Here is a 17,040-nt window from a genome sequence, read left to right as displayed (position 1 = left end):
GTCTCGTCTCGTCGAATCACCGGGGCCGAGCCGCCTCGAATCGGTCGTAGGCCGCCACGATCCGCCCGACCAGCTTGTGCCGGACGACGTCGTGGTTGGTCAGCATGCAGAACGTGATGTCGTCGACGTTGTCCAGGACGCCCTGCACCACGCGCAGCCCGCTCTTGGTGCCGCCCGGCAGATCCACCTGCGTGACGTCGCCGGTGACGACCATCTTGGAGCCGAAGCCGAGCCGGGTCAGGAACATCTTCATCTGTTCCATCGACGTGTTCTGCGCCTCGTCCAGGATGATGAACGCATCGTTCAACGTCCGTCCCCGCATGTAGGCCAGCGGCGCCACCTCGATCGTCCCGGCGGTCAACAGTCGCGGGATCGAGTCGGGGTCGATCATGTCGTGCAGCGCGTCGTACAACGGCCTCAGATACGGATCGATCTTCTCGTTCAGCGTGCCGGGCAGGAAGCCCAGGTGCTCGCCCGCCTCGACCGCCGGCCGGGTCAGGATGATCCGGTTGACCTGCTTGCTCTGCAGCGCCTGCACCGCCTTGGCCATGGCCAGATACGTCTTGCCGGTGCCGGCCGGGCCGATGCCGAAGACGACCGTGTGCTGGTCGATCGCGTCGACGTAGCGCTTCTGGTTCAGCGTCTTGGGCCGGATCGTCTTGCCGCGGTTGGACAGGATGTTCTGGGTCAGCACCTCGGCCGGGCTGGCGTCCTCGCGGGCGTTGAGCATGCTGCAGATCCGCTCCACCGCGTCCGGGGTCAGGCCCTGGCCGGTGCGCAGCACCGCCACCAGTTCGGTGAACACCTCGACCGCGAGGGTGACCGCCGCCGGCTTGCCGGTGAGGGTGATCTCGTTGCCGCGGACATGGATCTCCGCCTCGAGGTCGCGTTCGAGGATCCGCAGGAACTCGTCGGCGGAGCCCAGGACGTTGACCATCTCGATCGAGTTGGGAATCGTGATCCGGCGCGCGCTGGCTCCATTGGCCGAGGCGATCTGGCCCGCAGTCGCCAGGGTGGCCGGTTGATCGTGACTGGTCAGGGTGTTCCTCACTCGGTACGGACAGGTCCCGCCATCTTAATCAAGATCTGCGCCAGAGCCCAAGGAGAAACCGGGCCGCACGGAGAATGCCCGGTCGGGTCAGGGCCGGAGCGCGACCGAGCGCCGGTGCCGGTGCGGCGACGTGGTCAGCCAGATCGACTCCGCGGCGGCCAGGCCGAGGTCCAGCTGCTCCGGTTGTTCGGCGCCGACGGCCCGGGTGATGGACAGCGATCCGGCGAACCGGCGGTGTTCGTCGACGGTGACATGGGTGTCCAGGACCAGCCGCTGCTCGTCCAGGTAACGCAGCAACTCCGCGTCGTCGTCCAGGATCCGGGCGATGAAGCCGCAGTCCCCCGGCTCGACCCGGGAGAGCTGGCGCGCCGCCGGCCGCTCCAACCGGCCCGCGGCGTCCGGGATCGGGTCGCCGTGCGGGTCGCGGGCCGGATGGCCGAGGTCGGCGGCGATCCGGTCGATGAACAGCTCCGAGACGGAATGCTCGAGGTTCTCCGCCTCGTCGTGCACCTCGTCCCAGCCGTAGCCGAGCCGGACCACCAGATAGGTCTCCAGCAGTCGGTGCCGGCGGACCATCTGCACCGCCGCGTCGTGTCCCTGCCGGCTCAGTTGGATGGCGCCGTACGGGGTGTGGTCGATCAGGCCGAGGGAGGCGAGCTTCTTGATGTTGCCGGACACCGTGGAGGGCGAGACGCCGAGCCGGCCGGCCAGGGCGTTGGTGCTGACCGGTTCGTCCGACCACTCCTGGCACTTCCAGATGAGCTTCAGATAGTCCTGGGCCATCGCGGACAGCTCGGCCAGCGGCACCGATGTGCTCATCGGATTCATTGTAGTCACCGGGCCACCGCGACCGGATCGGCCGCGAGGCGGGATCGGGCGGCGTGCCGGCGGAGGCCGCCGACCAGGGCCGCAACTGCGAAGGCCGCGCCCTGACAGACCACCACCGAGCCGCCGGGCGACAGGTCGAGGTAGTAGCTGCCGTACAGGCCGATCAGCGCGCAGCCGGCCGCGATCACCGGCGCCAGCACCAGCATCAACCCGAACCGCCGGGTCAGGCAGAATGCGGCCGCCCCGGGAGTGATCAGCATCGCCACGACCATGATCACGCCGACAGCCTGGATGGCGACCACGACGGTCAGGGCCAGCGCGATCAGCAGGGTCCAGCGCATCCGGCCCGGGCGCAGGCCGATCGCCTGGGCGTGACCCGGATCGAACACGTACAGGGTGAGATCACGGCGTTTGAAGATCATCCAGGCGGCCGCCAGCAGCGCCACCACTCCGACCTGGATCACGTCGCCGCGGCTCAGCCCGAGCACGCTGCCGAACAGGATGTGATTGAGGTCGGTCTGGCTCGGGGTGACCGAGATCAACACCATCCCGATCGCGAACAGGGTGGTGAACACGATCCCGATCGCCGCGTCCTCGCGGACCCGGGTGCGCTGCCGGACCACGCCGATCAGCACCACCGCGCCGAGCCCGAAGATCAACGCGCCGATCACGTACGGGAAGCCGCCGATGTAGGCCAGCACCACGCCGGGCAACACCGCGTGGGACACGGCGTCGCCCATCAGCGACCAGCCGGCCATGATCAACCAGCAGCTGAGCAACGCGCAGACGATGCTGGCCACCACCGTGGTGATCAACGCGTGCACCATGAAGTCGTACCCGAGCGGAGTGATCAACAACTCCCAGAAGCCCATCTCAGCGCTCCTCGACGGTCAGCCCGAACACGTCGAGCAACGCCTCCGGTTTGATCATCGCCACCGGGTCGCCGCGCCGGATCACCCGGCGGTTCCAGAGCAGCACCTCGTCGCACAACCCGACCAGCCCGTCCAGGTCGTGGCTGGCCAGCAGCACGGTCACCCCGTCGTTGACGGCAAGATCACGGAGCACGCCGCCGATCGCCGCCGTGGCCGACTCGTCGACGCCGGCGAACGGTTCGTCCAGGATGATCAACCGGGCCTGCTGGGCGATCGCCCGGGCGATCAGCACCCGTTTGCGCTGGCCGCCGGACAGTTCGCCGATCGGCCGCCGGGCCAGCTCGGCCAGCCCGACCCGGTGCAGTGCCTCGCGGGCCACTGCCCGGTCGGCCGCCCGGGGCCGGCGGGTGGGGCCCAGCCGCCCGTACCGTCCGGTGGCGATCACCTCGGCCACGCTCCAGGGCAGGTCGAGCGCCAGCCCGTCGGCCTGCGGCAGGAAGGCGACCAGGGACCGCTGCCGCGCGCTGCGTCCGGAGAGGCCGAAGATCTCCACCGTCCCGGGAGGCTGGGCCAGCCGGCCCATCACGGCACCGAAGAAGGAGGACTTGCCGGAGCCATTGGCGCCGACCAGACCGTAGATCCGGGCCGGCGCCAGCTCGACGTCGGCCTGATCTACCGCAAGCACCCGGTCGTACGTCACGGTCAGCCCGCTCACCCGCAACGCCGGCACGTCGGCGGCCCGGTCGAGCCCGGCGGTCGTCGTCTCGGGCGCGGTCATCGGGCCGCCCCGCCGGCCGGCGCGGCCCCGCCGAGACCATCGGCGATCGTGCTCAGGTCGTGCCGGAGCAGATCCAGATAGGTCGGCACCGGCCCGTCCGGCTCGGACAGCGAGTCCACGTACAGGACGCCGCCGAAGCGGGCCCCCGACTGGGCCGCGACCTGGCGCTGAGCCGCGTCGGAGACCGTCGACTCGCAGAAGACGGCCGGCACCCGCTGCTGCTCGACGAAGTCGACCACGGCGGCGACGTCCTGCGGCGTCGGATCGGCCTCGGCGTTGACCGGCCAGAGGTAGCGCTCGGTCAGGCCGGCGTCGCGGGCCAGGTAGGAGAACGCGCCCTCGCAGCTGACCAGAGCGCGGCGTTCCCGCGGCACCGCGGCCAGGGTCTCGGTGAGGTCGTCCGCGATCACCTTGATCTTGCTCCGGTACGCGTCCGCCGCGGCGGCGAAATCCGCCTGGTGTTCCGGCAGCAGCTCCGACAGCGCGTGCTCGATCCCGGTGACGTACGTCTGGGCGGCGGTCGGCGACATCCACGCGTGCGGGTTGGGGTGGCCGGCCGAGTCGCCGGTGTGAATCGGGATCGGCTGCACCCCGTCGGACAGGGTCACGTGCGGCGCATCGACGCCCGACATGAACTGCTCGAACCACTTCTCCAGCCCGAACCCGTTGTCCAGCACCAGATCGGCCTCGGCCACCCGGCGCAGATCACTCGGGGTCGGGTCATATCCGTGGATCTCCGCGCCCGGCTTCACGATCGACTCCACCTGGACGTGGTCACCGCCGACCTGGCGCGCCATGTCCGCGATCACCGTGAAGGTGGTCAGCACGAGGGGCTTGCCGGTCTCCGCCCGACTGGTCACCGCCTGGCAGCCGCCGACCACCATCGCCAGCACGATGATCAGCGGTACGGCACACCGGACGACAAAGTTTGGCATGCCGAAAAATATAGTGCATCATTGTCGAATGGTGAGCCTGTCGGAGTGGATTCGCGGATTTGTCGCGGTGCTCGCCACGGTCGCCGTGATCATCGGCCTGGTCGGCCTGGGCACCTCGCTCACCGATCCGGACGCGGTGCTGCGCAGCCTGCTGGCCGCCACCGCCGGCGCGATCACCCTGGCCCTGCTGCTCCGGGCCGAGCGTCGGCCTAACCGGCAGCCGAACTCCACCACCTCCACCGTCGCCTCGACGACCCGGTAGCTGCCGGTCCGGCGATCCCCGGAAACAACGCCGTATCCTCCGTACGAGGAGGGCTGACTGTGCCGTTGCGCCGGGTGATCATCGTCGCCGTGATCGTCGCGACGCTCGTCGGCGCGACGGTCGTGGCACCCCGCCCTATCCATCCCGCGCCGGGCAGCGCCGGTGACCCCGCGCTCGCCGCCCGGCTCGGCGACCTGGTCCACGACGGCCGATTCGACAAGGTTTCGGCCACCGTCGTGTCCGGCGGGCGGACGGTGTCGGCCTCGGTGGGCGGGGCCCGGCTCGACCAACCGATGCGGATCGAGTCGGTCACCAAGGTCGTGACCGGGATGCTGCTCGCCGAGGCGACCGGCCGGGGTGAGGTGCGGCTCGAGACCACCCTCGGTGAGATCTTCGGCCCGGCCGCCTTCACGGACCCACAGGTCGCCACGGTGACCTTGCTCGAACTGGCCACTCACACAAGCGGACTCGGCGCCCGCCTCCCCTCCACCTGGTGGGCTGTGACGGCGGCCAACGTCGGCGGTCTGACCATCCTGGACCGGGACCCGCTGACCACCGCCGGCGAACTCCGGGGGTTGCCGAGCCGCGGTCGATTCGACTACTCCAACCTCGGCATGGCCCTGCTCGGCCAGGCGCTCGCTACCGCTACCGGGATCGAACTTCCCGAGCTGGCTCGGCAACGGATCTTCCTGCCCCTGGGCATGGCTCACACCTCGATGGCCGACACGCCGGATCCGGTCCCGAGCCGGGACGAGCTCGGCCGGCCGGTCCCGGTGCCGTGGGCGACCGGCTGGGAGGGGGCCGGGTTCCAGGCCTCCTCGACGCCTGCCGATCTGGCCCGGCTCCTGGTCGGCGTCCAGGCCCGGACCGCGCCCGGCGCTGCCGCCGCCGACCCGGCGACGGACCTGATGGGGCTGGGGTGGGTGCGGGGCCGGCTGGGTGGTTCGGCGGCGATCCTGCACGCGGGCGGAGCGCTCGGCGGCAGTGCGTTCGTCGCCGCCACCGAGGACGGCCGCGCCGTCGCCGTCACCGGCAACACCACCGCCTCGGTCAACGCGATCGCCACCAGCCTGCTCGACGTACCGCCGCTCCCCGACGACCCGCTCCCGGACCCACCGCCGTGGGTCGGGCCGGCCGTGGCAGCCGCCCTGGCCGTTGCCGTCCTGCTGGCCGGGCTCGCGGTTACCCGCCGGAAGGCCGGTGGCACCATCGTCGCGGCGGCCGCCGGCGGGTTGCTGCTGTTCCTGGCCTGGAACCTGCTCCCGGCCGGGCTCGGTTGGAGCGCCGCGTGGGTGGTCGCCACGACGATCACCGTCGGCGCGCTGGCCGCCTCCACCCAGCGCACCGGTTGAACGGCGGCGGCGATACCCGCACCGCGCCCGAACCCGGACCCTCAGGATGTGAGCTCGGGGCTCAGAGGCGGTAGTCGCCGAAGCGGAGGAAGATCTCGACGGCCTTGGGGCTGTCCTCCATGACCCAGTAGCTCAGCTGGCCCAGGGTGAGGCCGGCCCAGTAGGCGGTCAGCCGGTCGGGCTCGATCCGCTCCTCCACGAGTGCATCGAGCCGGTCCCAGGCCGCCTGATCGGCGCCGCCGGTGTTCCAGAACAGGTCGATGTAGATCTTGAGCAGGGCGAAGTGGCGGTCGCCGCGCTCGACGCCCCAGTTCCAGTCGACGACCCCGGTGACCTGGCCGGACTCGTACAAGATGTTGCCGATGGTGAGGTCGGGGTGCAGCAGGTCGTCGCCGGCGATCTCCGCCGGCGCCGATTCGCCGATCTCCCGGATGCGCTGGAGCATCCGCCGGGTGCGCGGGCTGTGCTCGGCCAACCGGGCCGCGCTCATCGGGTCCGGTTGGTCCGGGCCGATCCGCAGGGCCGGCACCGGCACCTCGGGCCGATCCGTCAGCAGCCCGGCGAACCGTTCGTTGACGGCGGCCATCGCGTCGATCGTCGCCGCGTCCAGCTTCCGGGCCGGGCTGCCGGGCAGGCGTTCCTGGACCACGGCGACGACGCCGCCGCCGAGCTCGACGATCAGGTCGTGCCGCGGCACCGGGAGCCCGGCGGCCCGCACTTCGGCCAACACCTCGGCGGTCAGCCGCATCCGATCGGCCGAGGCGGGAGTCCTGGTCAGGACGCCGTCCCGCCCGTCCGGCCAGCGGACATACAGCGCGCCGCCGGAATCGCCGTGCTCGGCCGCCCCGACCAGGGTGAGGCCGGCACCGGTGCGGTCGTTGACCGCGGCGACCTGACCGGCCGGATCGGGGCTGCGGCCGCCGCGGGCCAGCGCCCGCGCCACGTCGCGATCGACCTCGTCAGCCATCGCAGCGCTTCACGCCGGGGCGGGGTGTCGGTCACTCGTCCCGCGGTTCGTCCGGGATCACGTGTACGGCAGCCTCCTCGGCACTGGCGCCGGCGCCGTCGATGCCGACGTCCTCGCCGATCAACTCGGAGTCCACGTCGTCGCCGATGCCGCCGTTGGGGTCGACCAGCCGGCCGGCCCGCAGTTCGCCGACCTCGCCGTCGTCGAGGAACTCACCCTCGTCCGTTTCGCCCTCCGGCACCTCGCTGTCCAGCCGGTCGTCGATCGTGGTGTCGTCGTCCGTCCGCTGCCAGCGCTCCGGCGGCGAGTAGCCCTCGTCCAGGACGTCGTCGACGCCCCGGTCGACCAACGTGTCCTCCGGCTGAAGTTGATCAAGCTGCTCCGAGGCGTCGGGCACTTCTTCGTCGTAGGAACTCATGCCGCCAGCCTGCCACGCCGCCCTGACGATCTCCCACCCGGGAACGGGACCAATCGCCGCGAATTGGATCTGGAGCCTCCCGTCGCCCGGCCGTACGCTCGCCGACGTGGCTACCGATGATCAACTGACGATCGCTGTGGTCGGGCTGGGCTTCGGGGCGGCCTTCGTGCCGATCTATCAGAGTCATCCGTCCGTCGCCGAGGTCGTGATCTGCGATCCGGACCGCGGCCGGCTGGATGCCGTCGGTGCCGAGCACGGGATCGCCCGCCGGCTGACCGACTACGACGAGGTGCTGGCCGACGAGTCGATCACGGCCGTGCATCTGGTCACCCCGATGCCGATCCACGCCGAGCAGAGCATCGCGGCGCTAGCGGCGGGCAAGCACTGTGCCTGCGCGGTGCCGATGGGGATGTCGGTGCGCGAGGTCGAGGCCGTGCACGCCGCGCAACGTGCCAGCGGCCGGAACTACATGATGATGGAGACGGCGGTCTACACCCGGGAATTCCTGCACCTGAAGGAGATCACGGACACCGGTGATCTTGGCGCGGTGCAGTTGCTGCGCGGCGCGCACTACTCCAACTACGAGAACTGGCCGGCCTGGAAGTGGTATCCGCCGATGCTGTACGCGACCCACGCGCTGGCCCCGCTGCTGGCGATCAGCGGCACCCGGGTGGCCAGTGTGCGCTGCCTCGGCTCCGGCCGGATGCCGGCCCGGTTCACCGAGCCGTACGGCAATCCGTTCCCGAGCGAGACCGCGATCTTCGAGCTGACCGGGCTGCCGTACCCGTTGGCGGCCGAGGTCACCCGGACGATCTTCGCCACGGTGCGGCAGGAGTTGGAGAGCTTCGACGTGTACGGCGAGCGCCTCGGCTTCGAATGGTCCCGAGTCCGCGGCCGGCCCGGGCTGCTGCACCGACTGGAGGCCGGCGCCCCCGAGCACGGCCGTCATCCGACGGTGATCACCGAGGAGCTCGAGTCACCCGACCGGACGGAGTCGCTGCCGGCCGACCTGCAGCCGTTCGTCCGCTCGATCACCGGCCCGGACGGCCGGCGTCGCGGCGGAGGTCACGGCGGATCGCATCCGCACCTGGTGCACGAGTTCGTCGAGAGCATCGTCGCCGGCCGGCCGCCGGCGATCGACGCCCGGATCTCCGCCGCCTGGACCCTGCCGGGGATCTGCGCGCACGAATCCGCGCTCGCCGGCGGCGCCGAGATCCCGGTTCCCCAGCTCTGACCTCAGCGCAGCACCCCACAACAGGAGAATGATCATGGTCCAGCCGGTCTGGCAGCGCCGCCGTTTCCTCGCCACCGCAGGTCTGGCCGGCGCCGCCGCGGCGCTCTCCGGCTGTGGTGGCAGCAGCACCGGCTCGGGCGTCGGGCTGCGCTACATGTACTGGGGCTCGGCGTTCGAGAAGCGCGGCATCGAGCAGATGCTGGACCAGTTCGGCGACGAGCACCCCGGTGTGACGGTCGAGCCGATCCATGTGCCGGGCGACTACGAGACCAAGATCAACACCCTGGTGGCCAGCAATGATCTTCCCGACGTCGCCTACCTCGGTGCCGCGACCGCGTACCGGCTGGCCGAGCAGGGCAAACTGCTCGACCTCGAGCCACACCTGAAGGACTATCCGCTGCTGGCCGACCGCTCCCCCGGCAGCTACTTCTACTGGGCCGAGGGCAAGAACCTCGGCACCCACGCGTCGAACCAGATCATCCTCACCTGGTACAACCGGGCCACCCTGACCGCCGCCGGCGTCGAGCCGCCGCCGGCCGTCGCCGCCGACGCCTGGGACTGGGACACCTTGATCAACACCGCCGACCGGCTGACCGTCGACCGCGATGGCCGGCATCCGAGCGAGGCCGGCTTCAATGCCGATCAGGTCGCCCAGTTCGGATTGTCACTGCCGATGACGCACTGGTATTCGCTGGTCCGCAGCAACGGCGGCAACATCGCCGATGAGGCCGGCACCAGGTGTCTGCTCAACACGCCCGAGGTGATCGAGGTGTTCCAGCGGATGCAGGACGCCGTGCACCGCCACCGTGTTTCGCCGAGCCCGGCCCAGCTGGGCGCGGCCGAGTCGGGCTCCGCGCCGACGACGACGGTGCTGCTGCAGACCAAGCGGGTGGCGATGGCGATCGACGGGCACTGGACCTTGCTCGACCTGGGCCAGAGTGATCTCGACTACGGCGTCGGCGTGCTGCCGGCCTTCCAGGAGCCGATCACTCAGCGCAACCGGACACCGCGGGTGATCAGATCCGGTGCCGAGCACCTGGAGCAGACGCTCCAGTTGTACACGTACGCCATGGATCCCGAGCACATCGACCTGTTCCGGGCCGGGCTGTGGATGCCGGTGGACGAGAAGTACTTCACCGACGAGACGGCCCTCGCGACCTGGATCAACCCGGACGTGCATCCGCCCGAATTCAAGACCGCGGCGATCGACTACATGATCAACAACTCGGTCACCGGCTACGCCGAGCGGCTGAAGAACGCAACCGCGATCAACGAAGTGGTCACCCCCGCGCTGCAGCAGATCGAGCTCGGCACCCGCCCCGCCGCCGACGTCCTGAACGAGCTCGCGGCCAAGGTCGAACCGCTGTTGCAGGGCTGGTATCCCGGCCCCGAGACCTACCGCTGACACCTCGACTGTCGATGGACGCTCGAGTGTTCGTTCCCTGAGCCTGTCGAAGGGCAAGCCGGATCCCTTAGATTCCGTTCGGCCCTGAGATCTGGTCTGCCCTTCGACAGGCTCAGGGAACGGATGGGGCCCCTTGGGTGATCGAGTACGACGGCGGCTCGGTGCCGGCGAGGTGGCGGACGAAGTAGTCCCAGCGGCGGCGGACGAGGTACGGGTCGGCGGCGCAGGCGTGGGGGCGGCCGGGAAGGATCAGCAGGTCGAAGTCCTTGTCCGCGGCGACCAGGGCTTCGGCCAGGGAGAGGGTGGCGGCGACGGGCACGTTCTCGTCCAGTTCGCCGTGGATCAGCAGTAGCTTGCCCTGCAGTCGATGGGCCTGGGTGCGGTTGGCCTGGTCGGTGTAGTGATCACCGACCGGCCAGCCCTGGTAGCGCTCGATCCACCAGGCCTTGTCCAGTCGATGATCATGATTTCCGGCCGACGAGACGCCGACCCGGTAGAAGTCCGGGTGGGCCAGCATCGCCCGGGCGGAGGCGTAGCCGCCGGCAGAGTGGCCGTAGATCCCGACCCGGTCGAGGTCGAGCTGCGGGTAGCGTTCGGCCAGTTGACTCAGCGCCGCGCGGTGGTCGGGCAGTCCGGCGTCGCCGAGATTGCGGTAGGACAGGTCGCGGAACTCTCGGGACCGGTACGGCATGCCGAGGCCGTCGATCATGACCACCACGAAGCCCAGCTCGGCGATCGCCTGGGCCTGCCAGTAGGCGTGCTTCTCGTCCAGGTCGGCGAACGAGGCCGGCGCGACGTTGGTCTGCGGGCCGGCGTAGATCGCGTCGATCACCGGATAGCGGTGGGCCGGATCGAAGTCGGTCGGTCGGATGATCACGCCGCGGATCTCGGTCACGCCGTCCCGGGCGGTGGCCACGAGCCGTTCCGGGTAGGTCCAGCCTCGGTCCAGCAGCCGTTGATGATCACCGCGTTCGAGGGTGCTGATCGTCGTGCCGTCCGGGCGACAGAGGTCGAGGACGGGAGCCGAGTCGAGCCCGGCCCGGCTGACGGTGAACGTGCTGCCGTCGGGGGCGAAGGAGACGGATTGATCGGCGTCCTCGGGCGTGATCAACTCCGGCTCGCCGCCGTCCAGGCCGACGCGGCAGAGCTGTCGCCAGTACGGATCGCCGGCCCGGCCCATCGCGGTGAACCAGACGGTCCGGGTGTCCTCGTCCACGTGCACCAGGTCGGCTACGGCCCAGTCGCCCGTGGTCAGCCGGCGGGCCGGCCCGTCGGTCTCGACGTCGTGTAGATAGAGGTGGCCCCAGCCGTCCCGATGGGAGTACCAGATCACCTCCCGGCCGCCGGACAGCACGGCGACGTTGGGTGACCCCGACGTGGTCAGGTTCGGGTCGACCGGCGTCTCGGCCTCCTCCTCGGCCAGCACCGTCGCCGCTCCGGTCCGGGCGTCGATCCGATACAGGACCAGCCGGAGGCAGCCGCGGGAGGACCACAGCAGATAGACGGCCGCCCCGTCCGGCGACCACCACAGCCGCCGGGATCGCTGGCCGGCGCGCGGGATCGGACTGCCGTAGTAGAGCTGCTCGATCGGCGACAGCCCGACCGGGGCGATCCGCCCGGACTCGGTGTCGACGATGATCAACTCGGCGCGCGGCGGGTGCTCGTCGCCCGGCAGCGGGTAGAGGTAGTCGACGGCGTCGGGCCGAACACCGAGCGGTCGGGTCGAGCGGGTCATGGTCAGTCGGCCGGCGCCGGCGGTGTGCATCCGGTGGGTGATCAACAGCCGCCCGTCGGGCGACCAGAGCGCTGCCGTCTCCCGCCAGGGTTGACCGGCGCCGGGCAGGCCGGCCGCGCGCAGCGGGGACGGGACCGGCCGGCCGTAGTAGGCCTCCGCGGTGCCGTCGTCGGTCAGCCGGCGCTCGACCCCGGTCCGGTGATCACGGAGCCAGAGATCATGATCACGAGTGAACGCCGTGTGTAGGCCGTCCGGGGAGGGGGCGGCGTCGCGTTCGTCGTCGGTCAGCCGGCGGGCGTCGGCTCCGTCGGGATCACAGTGCCACCGGGTGTCCTCGTGGGTGAACTCCCATCGGGCCTGCCCTTCGACAAGCTCAGGGAACGAACCGGACCCGGCCTGCCCTTCGAGAGAGTCCGCGGTCTGCAGTGTCCGATCGCGGCTCGGCCGGTCGGTGGGGACGTTGGGGTGGTCGTTCCCTGAGCCTGTCGAAGGGCGCCGGTGATGGTCCCCCGTGGGCCCGCCGACCCAGGTCAGGTCGTCGATCGCCAGCCGGGTGGGGTCTGCGCCGAGGGCGGCGGCGAGTTGATCATGGTTGAAGGCGGGGCGTTGCTCGCCGGTGGCCGGGTCGACGGCGACGTAGCGCCAGCCGGGGGCGGTGGTGACCCGATACCAGGCGAGGGAGGAGTCGTCGGCCCAGCGGACCGGGCCGGCCAGGCCGGAGATCGCGTCGATCACCCGGTCGGGCAGGAAGCCTGCGGCCCGGCGATAGCTGTCCTCGTCGTACACCCGGTCAGCCCACCCAGCCCGGTAGCCAGACCCGCATCCCGCCGGGTCCCCGGTTGTCCCAGAGGAAGTACGGCAGCGCGGTCGCCGTCACCCGGCGCTCCGCGACCGGGGCGCCCGGCGGCCCGTACGGCAGGGTGCCCGGCTTCCCCGGCGGCGTAGCGACGACGGCGTCCAGCTCGACCAGGACGGTCGAGCCGAGCCCGGGCAGATCCCGGGTCACCTCACGCAGCCCGGTGGCGGAGTCGACGAAGGTGTCCGGCAACGGTGCGTCGGTTGCCTGGTCCCGTTGCTCGAAGCAATAGACCAGCGGTCCGCGCTCGACGGCGACGCAGCCGCGCAGCGCATCGACCCGGTGGTGGGCCGCGACCAGCCGCGGCGTCAGGTCGAGCTCAAGCGTGATCACGTCGCCGGCCAGCCAGGTCCGCCGGTGCCGCAGATAGCCGGCCTCATGATCATCGTCCTGTTCCTCGTCGGCGACCCGCCAGCGCACCGCGTCGGGACCGGCCCAACCGGGCCGGCGCAGGCCGAGGGTGATCGGGGCGTCCGGAGCCTCCCGGACGGTGATCACCACGGTGCCCTGCCACGGAAAGTCGGTCGCCACGTCCAAGATCACCCGGCCGGCGGGCAGGTCGAGCGTCAGTTCGCTCGGCATGAACTGCTGCAAGGTGATCTCGTCGTCGCCGGTCGTCACCAGATAGCCGCCGAGCGAGGAGACCAGCCGCATGATGTTGGGCGGACAGCACGGGCAGTCGAACCACTCGTGCCGCCGACCGTCGTCGTCCGCCTCGAAATGATCTTCGCGGCGCTGCAGCGGGTTGACGTAGAAGAACCGGGATCCGTCCACCGAGGTGGACGCCGCGAACGCGTTGTAGAGCAGGCGTTCGATCAGGTCGGCATAGCGCGACTCACCGGTGGCGAGCAGCAGCCGCCAGTTCCAGAAGACCGCGGCGAAGGCGGCACAGCTCTCGTTGTAGGCCCGGTCCGGCGGCAGTTCGTAGCCGTCGCCGAACGCCTCGCCGCGATGCCGCGACCCGGTGCCGCCGGTGATCGACAGTTTGGTCGCGACCAGGTCGTCCCAGCGCCGCACGGAACCGTCCAGCAGCTCCCGATCAAGGGTCTCCAGGAACAGATCCACGGTGCCGGCGTCGAGATAATGCTGCCGGACGGCGTGACCCACCGCACTGGCCGCCTCCCGGACCGGTTGATGATCTTGCAGATAACGCAGCCCACCGTGGGCACCACCGATCCGACCGTGGCCACGGTTGTCGATCATGGCCCGGGCCAGCTCCAGATAGCGAGCCTCACCGGTGTGCCGGAACAGTTCGATCATGGCCAACTCGGCGCCGGGATGCCCGTCGGCACCGCCGCTGGGGCTGCCCAGGAACCGCTGCACCAGGTGATCGGCGAACCGTCGGCCGACCGCGAGCAGCCGGTCCCCCAACCCGGCCCGGTCGGCGGCCACCCCGGCCAGGGCGAGCAACCCGGCCAGATAGATCTCGTGGCTCCGCTCCAGCTGGGCATAGCGCGGCCCCGGCCGGACCGCCTGCTGGTAGGAGTTGAGATAGCCGTCGTCGTCCTGCACCCGCTCCAACAGCTCAGTGGTCTCCGCGATGAACCGCTCTAACTCCGGGTCGGGCTCCCGGGCGATCTCCCAGGCGGCGGCCTCGAGCATCTTGTGGATGGCCCCGTCCATGAACATCGGCAGCCGGTAGTCACCGGTCTCCGCACCGGCGGCAAGGCGCAGATTCCTGAAGTTTCCTTCGGACTCGAGACGTTTCAGGCCGAGCGGAAAGCTCACCGTACGGTTGGCGCGCTGCCGGTCGGCCCAGAGCCCACCGGTGACCTTGACTGCGCGAAGATCGACCGGGTGGGCCGCCGTCGGCCGGCTCGGCAGCACCGGCGCACAGCGTTGCATGATCAACTTGTCGGAGCCTTCCGTCACAGCGAGTCCGGGATCGTGTACTTGCCCTTCAGCAGCGGCTCGACCTTGTCCTTCAAACCGTCCAGCACCTCCTTGGCCGGCCGGGAGCCGGTGGCGATCTCCTGCATCGCGGGGGTGACGACCTCCTGGATCGCCGGCACGTTCTTCAGCGTCTGGGTCCAGTCCCGGATCGAGTTGTTCAGCCGGTAGTCCACCGCCGCCGTACGGTATTCGGGCGGGTGCACGTCATTGCCGATCCAGGAGTTGATCGCGGCGTCGTCGGAGTAGTACTTGGTCTCCACCGGCATCCACAGCCCCTGCGAGAACAGGTCGCTGTTGGAGCCGTCGACGCTGTAGACGTACAGCTCGATCGCCTGCTCCGGCGACGCCGTGTTGGCCGACATGATCCGGCAACTGCCGGCCTCCATCGTGAACGGCTGCTGGTAGGACGGCAGCACACCGAGGCTGTAGTCGAGGTCGCTCTTGCCGAGATCGAGCAGCGTCCACTGGCCGTCCAGCACCATCGCCACCCGCTTGGTCTGCAACAGGACCGTGGTGGTCGGCGCGTTGGCCCCGTCGGCCCCGCCCAGCTGGGCCGGGCTCGGCGCGACCTTGTGCTTGTAAACAAGGTCCTGCAGGTTCTGGAACACCTCGACGCACTCGGGACTGTTCAGCGTGTATTTCATCCCGGTTTCGTCGGTGATGTCGCCGCCGTTGCTGCGAATCAGCGGATACCAGGTCCACTGCGTGGTGACCGGCGCAGACAGCCCGAACTGACGGATGTTGTCGCCCTTGAAGCCGGATTCGGTCGGATTGCGGCCGTCCTGATCAAGGGTCAGCAGGGTCGCGGTCTGCAGCAGCTCGTCCCAGGACCAGGCCTGGTCAGCACTGGCCGGTGGCATCGCCGTGCCGCCGGAGAACAGCGCCTTGTTGTACCAGATCAGGGAGATCTCGCTCGCTCCCGGCGTCCCGGCGACCTGCTTGTCGCCGTACCAGAAGAAGTTCGCCGGCTGCCGGCCGGAGAGTTGATCGAACTTCTCGATGTACGGATAGATGTTGGTGATCTTGCCCTGCTCGGCCAGCCGGTACGCGGTCGGCGCATCCATGTAGGCGACGTCGGGCAGATCGTCGCTGGCGACCAGGGTGTTGACCTTGGTCTGGTAGTCGCCGGGCACATGGATCGGGTCCACGGTGACCCCGGAGTGCGCCCCCTCGAAGCCCTTGATCATCTGCTCGATCGCGGTCTTCTCGAAGGCGGATCCCCAGAACATGAACTGGAGCTTCGCGCTGCCGCCGCCACCCCCGCCCGGGCCTCCGTCGTTGTCACGACTCGAACTGCCGCCACAGCCGGCCAGGCCGGCCACCGCGGCGGCCCCGGCTGTGCCGAGGAACGCCCGGCGGGACAGGTTGTTGATGAGATTGCTGGTCATGGCTCCTCCTTCCTCGATGATCGACATCCGACGGCCGAAGGGCGAGGTCCAATCCGGCCCTCGCCGACCCGAATTGGATCCGGCCATTGACCCTGGTCAGGCGACGACTTCGAGCAACCGGCGGAGCCGCTCGACGGCGGTGGTCGCCAGTGCCCCGGCCCAGTCGTCGGAGCGGGCCGCCTCGGACCAGATCCCGCGACCTGCCAGGAAGCCCGACGCCCCGCCGCGACAGGCCGCCTCGACCGCGCCCGGAAAGTCCTCCGGGCTCACTCCGGTCGACAACACGACCCAGGGCCCGTCCAGGGCGGCGCTGATCTCCCGCCCACAGCGCTGGACCAGCTCCGGATCCCGCCCGTCGCCCGGCACCTCCGTCTTGTACAGCGTCGGACCGCTCCGGCCGAACTCCCGCGCCGCCGCCACGATCGCCGCGGCACGCTGATCCGGACCGGCCCACTCCGCCGAGCCCAGCGGCGGCCGGACCACTCCCTCGAGGATGCTCGGCAGGCCGGTCTCGCGGCACAGTTGCAAGAAGTCGCGGACGGTCCGCTGCCTCGGCCCCGGATCCTCGCCGTCGCGCCAGATGATCAACAACTTCAGGGCCGCCGCGCCGGCCCGCGCGATCAGCTCCGGGGTGGCCAGCGGATCCAGCCGGCTGGCCCGGACCGGCCGTCCGGCCGGCTGGTCGAAGTCGTCGACGGCCAAGATCAACCCGCAGTACGGAGCCGGCGGTGCGACCGCGGTGCCGGCCGCGCTCAGCCCGAACGGCCGGTCGAGCAGCACCGCCGACGCGAGCGGCGACAGGGCCCGCACCGCCGCGGCCTTGAACCCGCGCAGCTCGTCGTCACCGGCCGGCCGGTCGGTCCGGGACAGCAAGCCGCGCAGGGATTCGCGCTGATCCAGGGCGACCATGCCGAAGCGACCGCCCGGGTTGGCCAGCGCGCCGAGCCCGTTCGTCAAGGGCTCGACCATCATCGCCTCCCGGCGTCGGTACGGATCACAGGATCTCGACTGATCCCGTAGAATCCTTTTTACAAACGTTTGCACGTATCGTCACCCCGGGCCGAAC

15 protein-coding genes are annotated in these 17,040 nt (G+C 70.2%); 4 read left to right on the top strand and 11 right to left on the bottom strand.

Annotated features, from left to right (window positions below; all coding sequences use genetic code 11):
• Window positions 1-16: 16 nt before the first annotated feature.
• The 5 genes from FNH24_RS21650 to FNH24_RS21630 all read right to left on the bottom strand — a co-directional run bounded on the left by FNH24_RS21650 (window position 17) and on the right by FNH24_RS21630 (window position 4,464).
• Window positions 17-937: a PhoH family protein gene (locus tag FNH24_RS21650; protein WP_152364449.1), complete on the bottom strand. Its 921-nt coding sequence runs from the start codon at window positions 935-937 to the stop codon at window positions 17-19.
• Window positions 938-1,138: 201 nt separating this feature from the next.
• Complete coding sequence (locus FNH24_RS21645; RefSeq protein ID WP_152364328.1) at window positions 1,139-1,870, bottom strand: metal-dependent transcriptional regulator; 732 nt, start codon at window positions 1,868-1,870, stop codon at window positions 1,139-1,141.
• A gap of 14 nt (window positions 1,871-1,884) precedes the next feature.
• The gene (locus tag FNH24_RS21640) at window positions 1,885-2,751 is read right to left on the bottom strand and encodes a metal ABC transporter permease (RefSeq protein ID WP_152364327.1); all 867 of its coding nucleotides are present in this window, start codon (window positions 2,749-2,751) and stop codon (window positions 1,885-1,887) included.
• Window position 2,752: 1 nt separating this feature from the next.
• Window positions 2,753-3,529 carry a metal ABC transporter ATP-binding protein gene (locus tag FNH24_RS21635; protein ID WP_152364326.1) on the bottom strand — a complete coding sequence of 259 codons (777 nt, stop codon included), beginning with the start codon at window positions 3,527-3,529 and terminating at the stop codon, window positions 2,753-2,755.
• Complete coding sequence (locus FNH24_RS21630) at window positions 3,526-4,464, bottom strand: metal ABC transporter substrate-binding protein (protein ID WP_217428412.1); 939 nt, start codon at window positions 4,462-4,464, stop codon at window positions 3,526-3,528. Before FNH24_RS21630 ends, FNH24_RS21635 begins: the two co-directional genes overlap by 4 nt.
• A gap of 28 nt (window positions 4,465-4,492) precedes the next feature.
• On the opposite strand from FNH24_RS21630, the gene FNH24_RS21625 reads away from it, so the two are divergent.
• Together FNH24_RS21625 and FNH24_RS21620 are read left to right on the top strand one after the other, a co-directional pair.
• The gene (locus FNH24_RS21625; protein WP_152364325.1) at window positions 4,493-4,726 is read left to right on the top strand and encodes a hypothetical protein; all 234 of its coding nucleotides are present in this window, start codon (window positions 4,493-4,495) and stop codon (window positions 4,724-4,726) included.
• A gap of 59 nt (window positions 4,727-4,785) precedes the next feature.
• Window positions 4,786-6,078: a serine hydrolase domain-containing protein gene (locus FNH24_RS21620; protein ID WP_161606253.1), complete on the top strand. Its 1,293-nt coding sequence runs from the start codon at window positions 4,786-4,788 to the stop codon at window positions 6,076-6,078.
• Window positions 6,079-6,139: 61 nt separating this feature from the next.
• Here FNH24_RS21620 and FNH24_RS21615 read toward each other — a convergent pair whose 3' ends face one another.
• A complete protein-coding gene (locus tag FNH24_RS21615; protein ID WP_152364323.1) occupies window positions 6,140-7,045 on the bottom strand; it encodes an aminoglycoside phosphotransferase/kinase family protein in 906 nt (301 codons plus the stop codon).
• Between the two features lie 31 nt (window positions 7,046-7,076).
• Window positions 7,077-7,463, bottom strand: a complete 387-nt coding sequence (locus tag FNH24_RS21610) for a DUF5709 domain-containing protein (protein WP_152364322.1) — start codon at window positions 7,461-7,463, stop codon at window positions 7,077-7,079.
• 106 nt (window positions 7,464-7,569) lie between these two features.
• On the opposite strand from FNH24_RS21610, the gene FNH24_RS21605 reads away from it, so the two are divergent.
• Both FNH24_RS21605 and FNH24_RS21600 read left to right on the top strand, forming a co-directional pair.
• A complete protein-coding gene (locus tag FNH24_RS21605; RefSeq protein ID WP_217428411.1) occupies window positions 7,570-8,697 on the top strand; it encodes a Gfo/Idh/MocA family protein in 1,128 nt (375 codons plus the stop codon).
• Between the two features lie 28 nt (window positions 8,698-8,725).
• Window positions 8,726-10,102 carry an extracellular solute-binding protein gene (locus FNH24_RS21600; protein WP_152364320.1) on the top strand — a complete coding sequence of 459 codons (1,377 nt, stop codon included), beginning with the start codon at window positions 8,726-8,728 and terminating at the stop codon, window positions 10,100-10,102.
• Window positions 10,103-10,214: 112 nt separating this feature from the next.
• Here FNH24_RS21600 and FNH24_RS21595 read toward each other — a convergent pair whose 3' ends face one another.
• The 4 genes from FNH24_RS21595 to FNH24_RS21580 all read right to left on the bottom strand — a co-directional run bounded on the left by FNH24_RS21595 (window position 10,215) and on the right by FNH24_RS21580 (window position 16,931).
• Window positions 10,215-12,623, bottom strand: coding sequence for a S9 family peptidase (locus tag FNH24_RS21595; protein ID WP_152364319.1), 2,409 nt, complete (start codon window positions 12,621-12,623; stop codon window positions 10,215-10,217).
• 4 nt (window positions 12,624-12,627) lie between these two features.
• Window positions 12,628-14,565, bottom strand: a complete 1,938-nt coding sequence (locus FNH24_RS21590) for a glycoside hydrolase family 127 protein (protein WP_246187013.1) — start codon at window positions 14,563-14,565, stop codon at window positions 12,628-12,630.
• Complete coding sequence (locus tag FNH24_RS21585) at window positions 14,562-15,974, bottom strand: extracellular solute-binding protein (protein ID WP_161606252.1); 1,413 nt, start codon at window positions 15,972-15,974, stop codon at window positions 14,562-14,564. The genes FNH24_RS21590 and FNH24_RS21585 overlap by 4 nt, the downstream gene beginning before the upstream one ends.
• 96 nt (window positions 15,975-16,070) lie before the next feature.
• Window positions 16,071-16,931, bottom strand: coding sequence for an aldolase (locus FNH24_RS21580; RefSeq protein ID WP_161606251.1), 861 nt, complete (start codon window positions 16,929-16,931; stop codon window positions 16,071-16,073).
• Between the last annotated feature and the right edge of the window lie 109 nt (window positions 16,932-17,040).

Source organism: Microlunatus speluncae, from assembly GCF_009299835.1.
Classification (GTDB): Bacteria; Actinomycetota; Actinomycetes; order Propionibacteriales; family Propionibacteriaceae; genus Microlunatus; species Microlunatus speluncae.
The sequence above is the reverse complement of the archived record's forward strand: the minus strand, read 5'-3'. Positions and strand labels throughout refer to the sequence as shown.

What these genes read in the sequence shown, in the direction of transcription:
- FNH24_RS21650 (WP_152364449.1), bottom strand. Translation starts at nt 937, where the DNA reads ATGGTCAACGTCCTGGGCTCCGCCGACGAGTTCCTGCGGATCCTCGAA.
- FNH24_RS21645 (WP_152364328.1), bottom strand. Translation starts at nt 1,870, where the DNA reads ATGAGCACATCGGTGCCGCTGGCCGAGCTGTCCGCGATGGCCCAGGAC.
- FNH24_RS21640 (WP_152364327.1), bottom strand. Translation starts at nt 2,751, where the DNA reads ATGGGCTTCTGGGAGTTGTTGATCACTCCGCTCGGGTACGACTTCATG.
- FNH24_RS21635 (WP_152364326.1), bottom strand. Translation starts at nt 3,529, where the DNA reads ATGACCGCGCCCGAGACGACGACCGCCGGGCTCGACCGGGCCGCCGAC.
- FNH24_RS21630 (WP_217428412.1), bottom strand. Translation starts at nt 4,464, where the DNA reads ATGCCAAACTTTGTCGTCCGGTGTGCCGTACCGCTGATCATCGTGCTG.
- FNH24_RS21625 (WP_152364325.1), top strand. Translation starts at nt 4,493, where the DNA reads ATGGTGAGCCTGTCGGAGTGGATTCGCGGATTTGTCGCGGTGCTCGCC.
- FNH24_RS21615 (WP_152364323.1), bottom strand. Translation starts at nt 7,045, where the DNA reads ATGGCTGACGAGGTCGATCGCGACGTGGCGCGGGCGCTGGCCCGCGGC.
- FNH24_RS21610 (WP_152364322.1), bottom strand. Translation starts at nt 7,463, where the DNA reads ATGAGTTCCTACGACGAAGAAGTGCCCGACGCCTCGGAGCAGCTTGAT.
- FNH24_RS21600 (WP_152364320.1), top strand. Translation starts at nt 8,726, where the DNA reads ATGATCATGGTCCAGCCGGTCTGGCAGCGCCGCCGTTTCCTCGCCACC.
- FNH24_RS21585 (WP_161606252.1), bottom strand. Translation starts at nt 15,974, where the DNA reads ATGACCAGCAATCTCATCAACAACCTGTCCCGCCGGGCGTTCCTCGGC.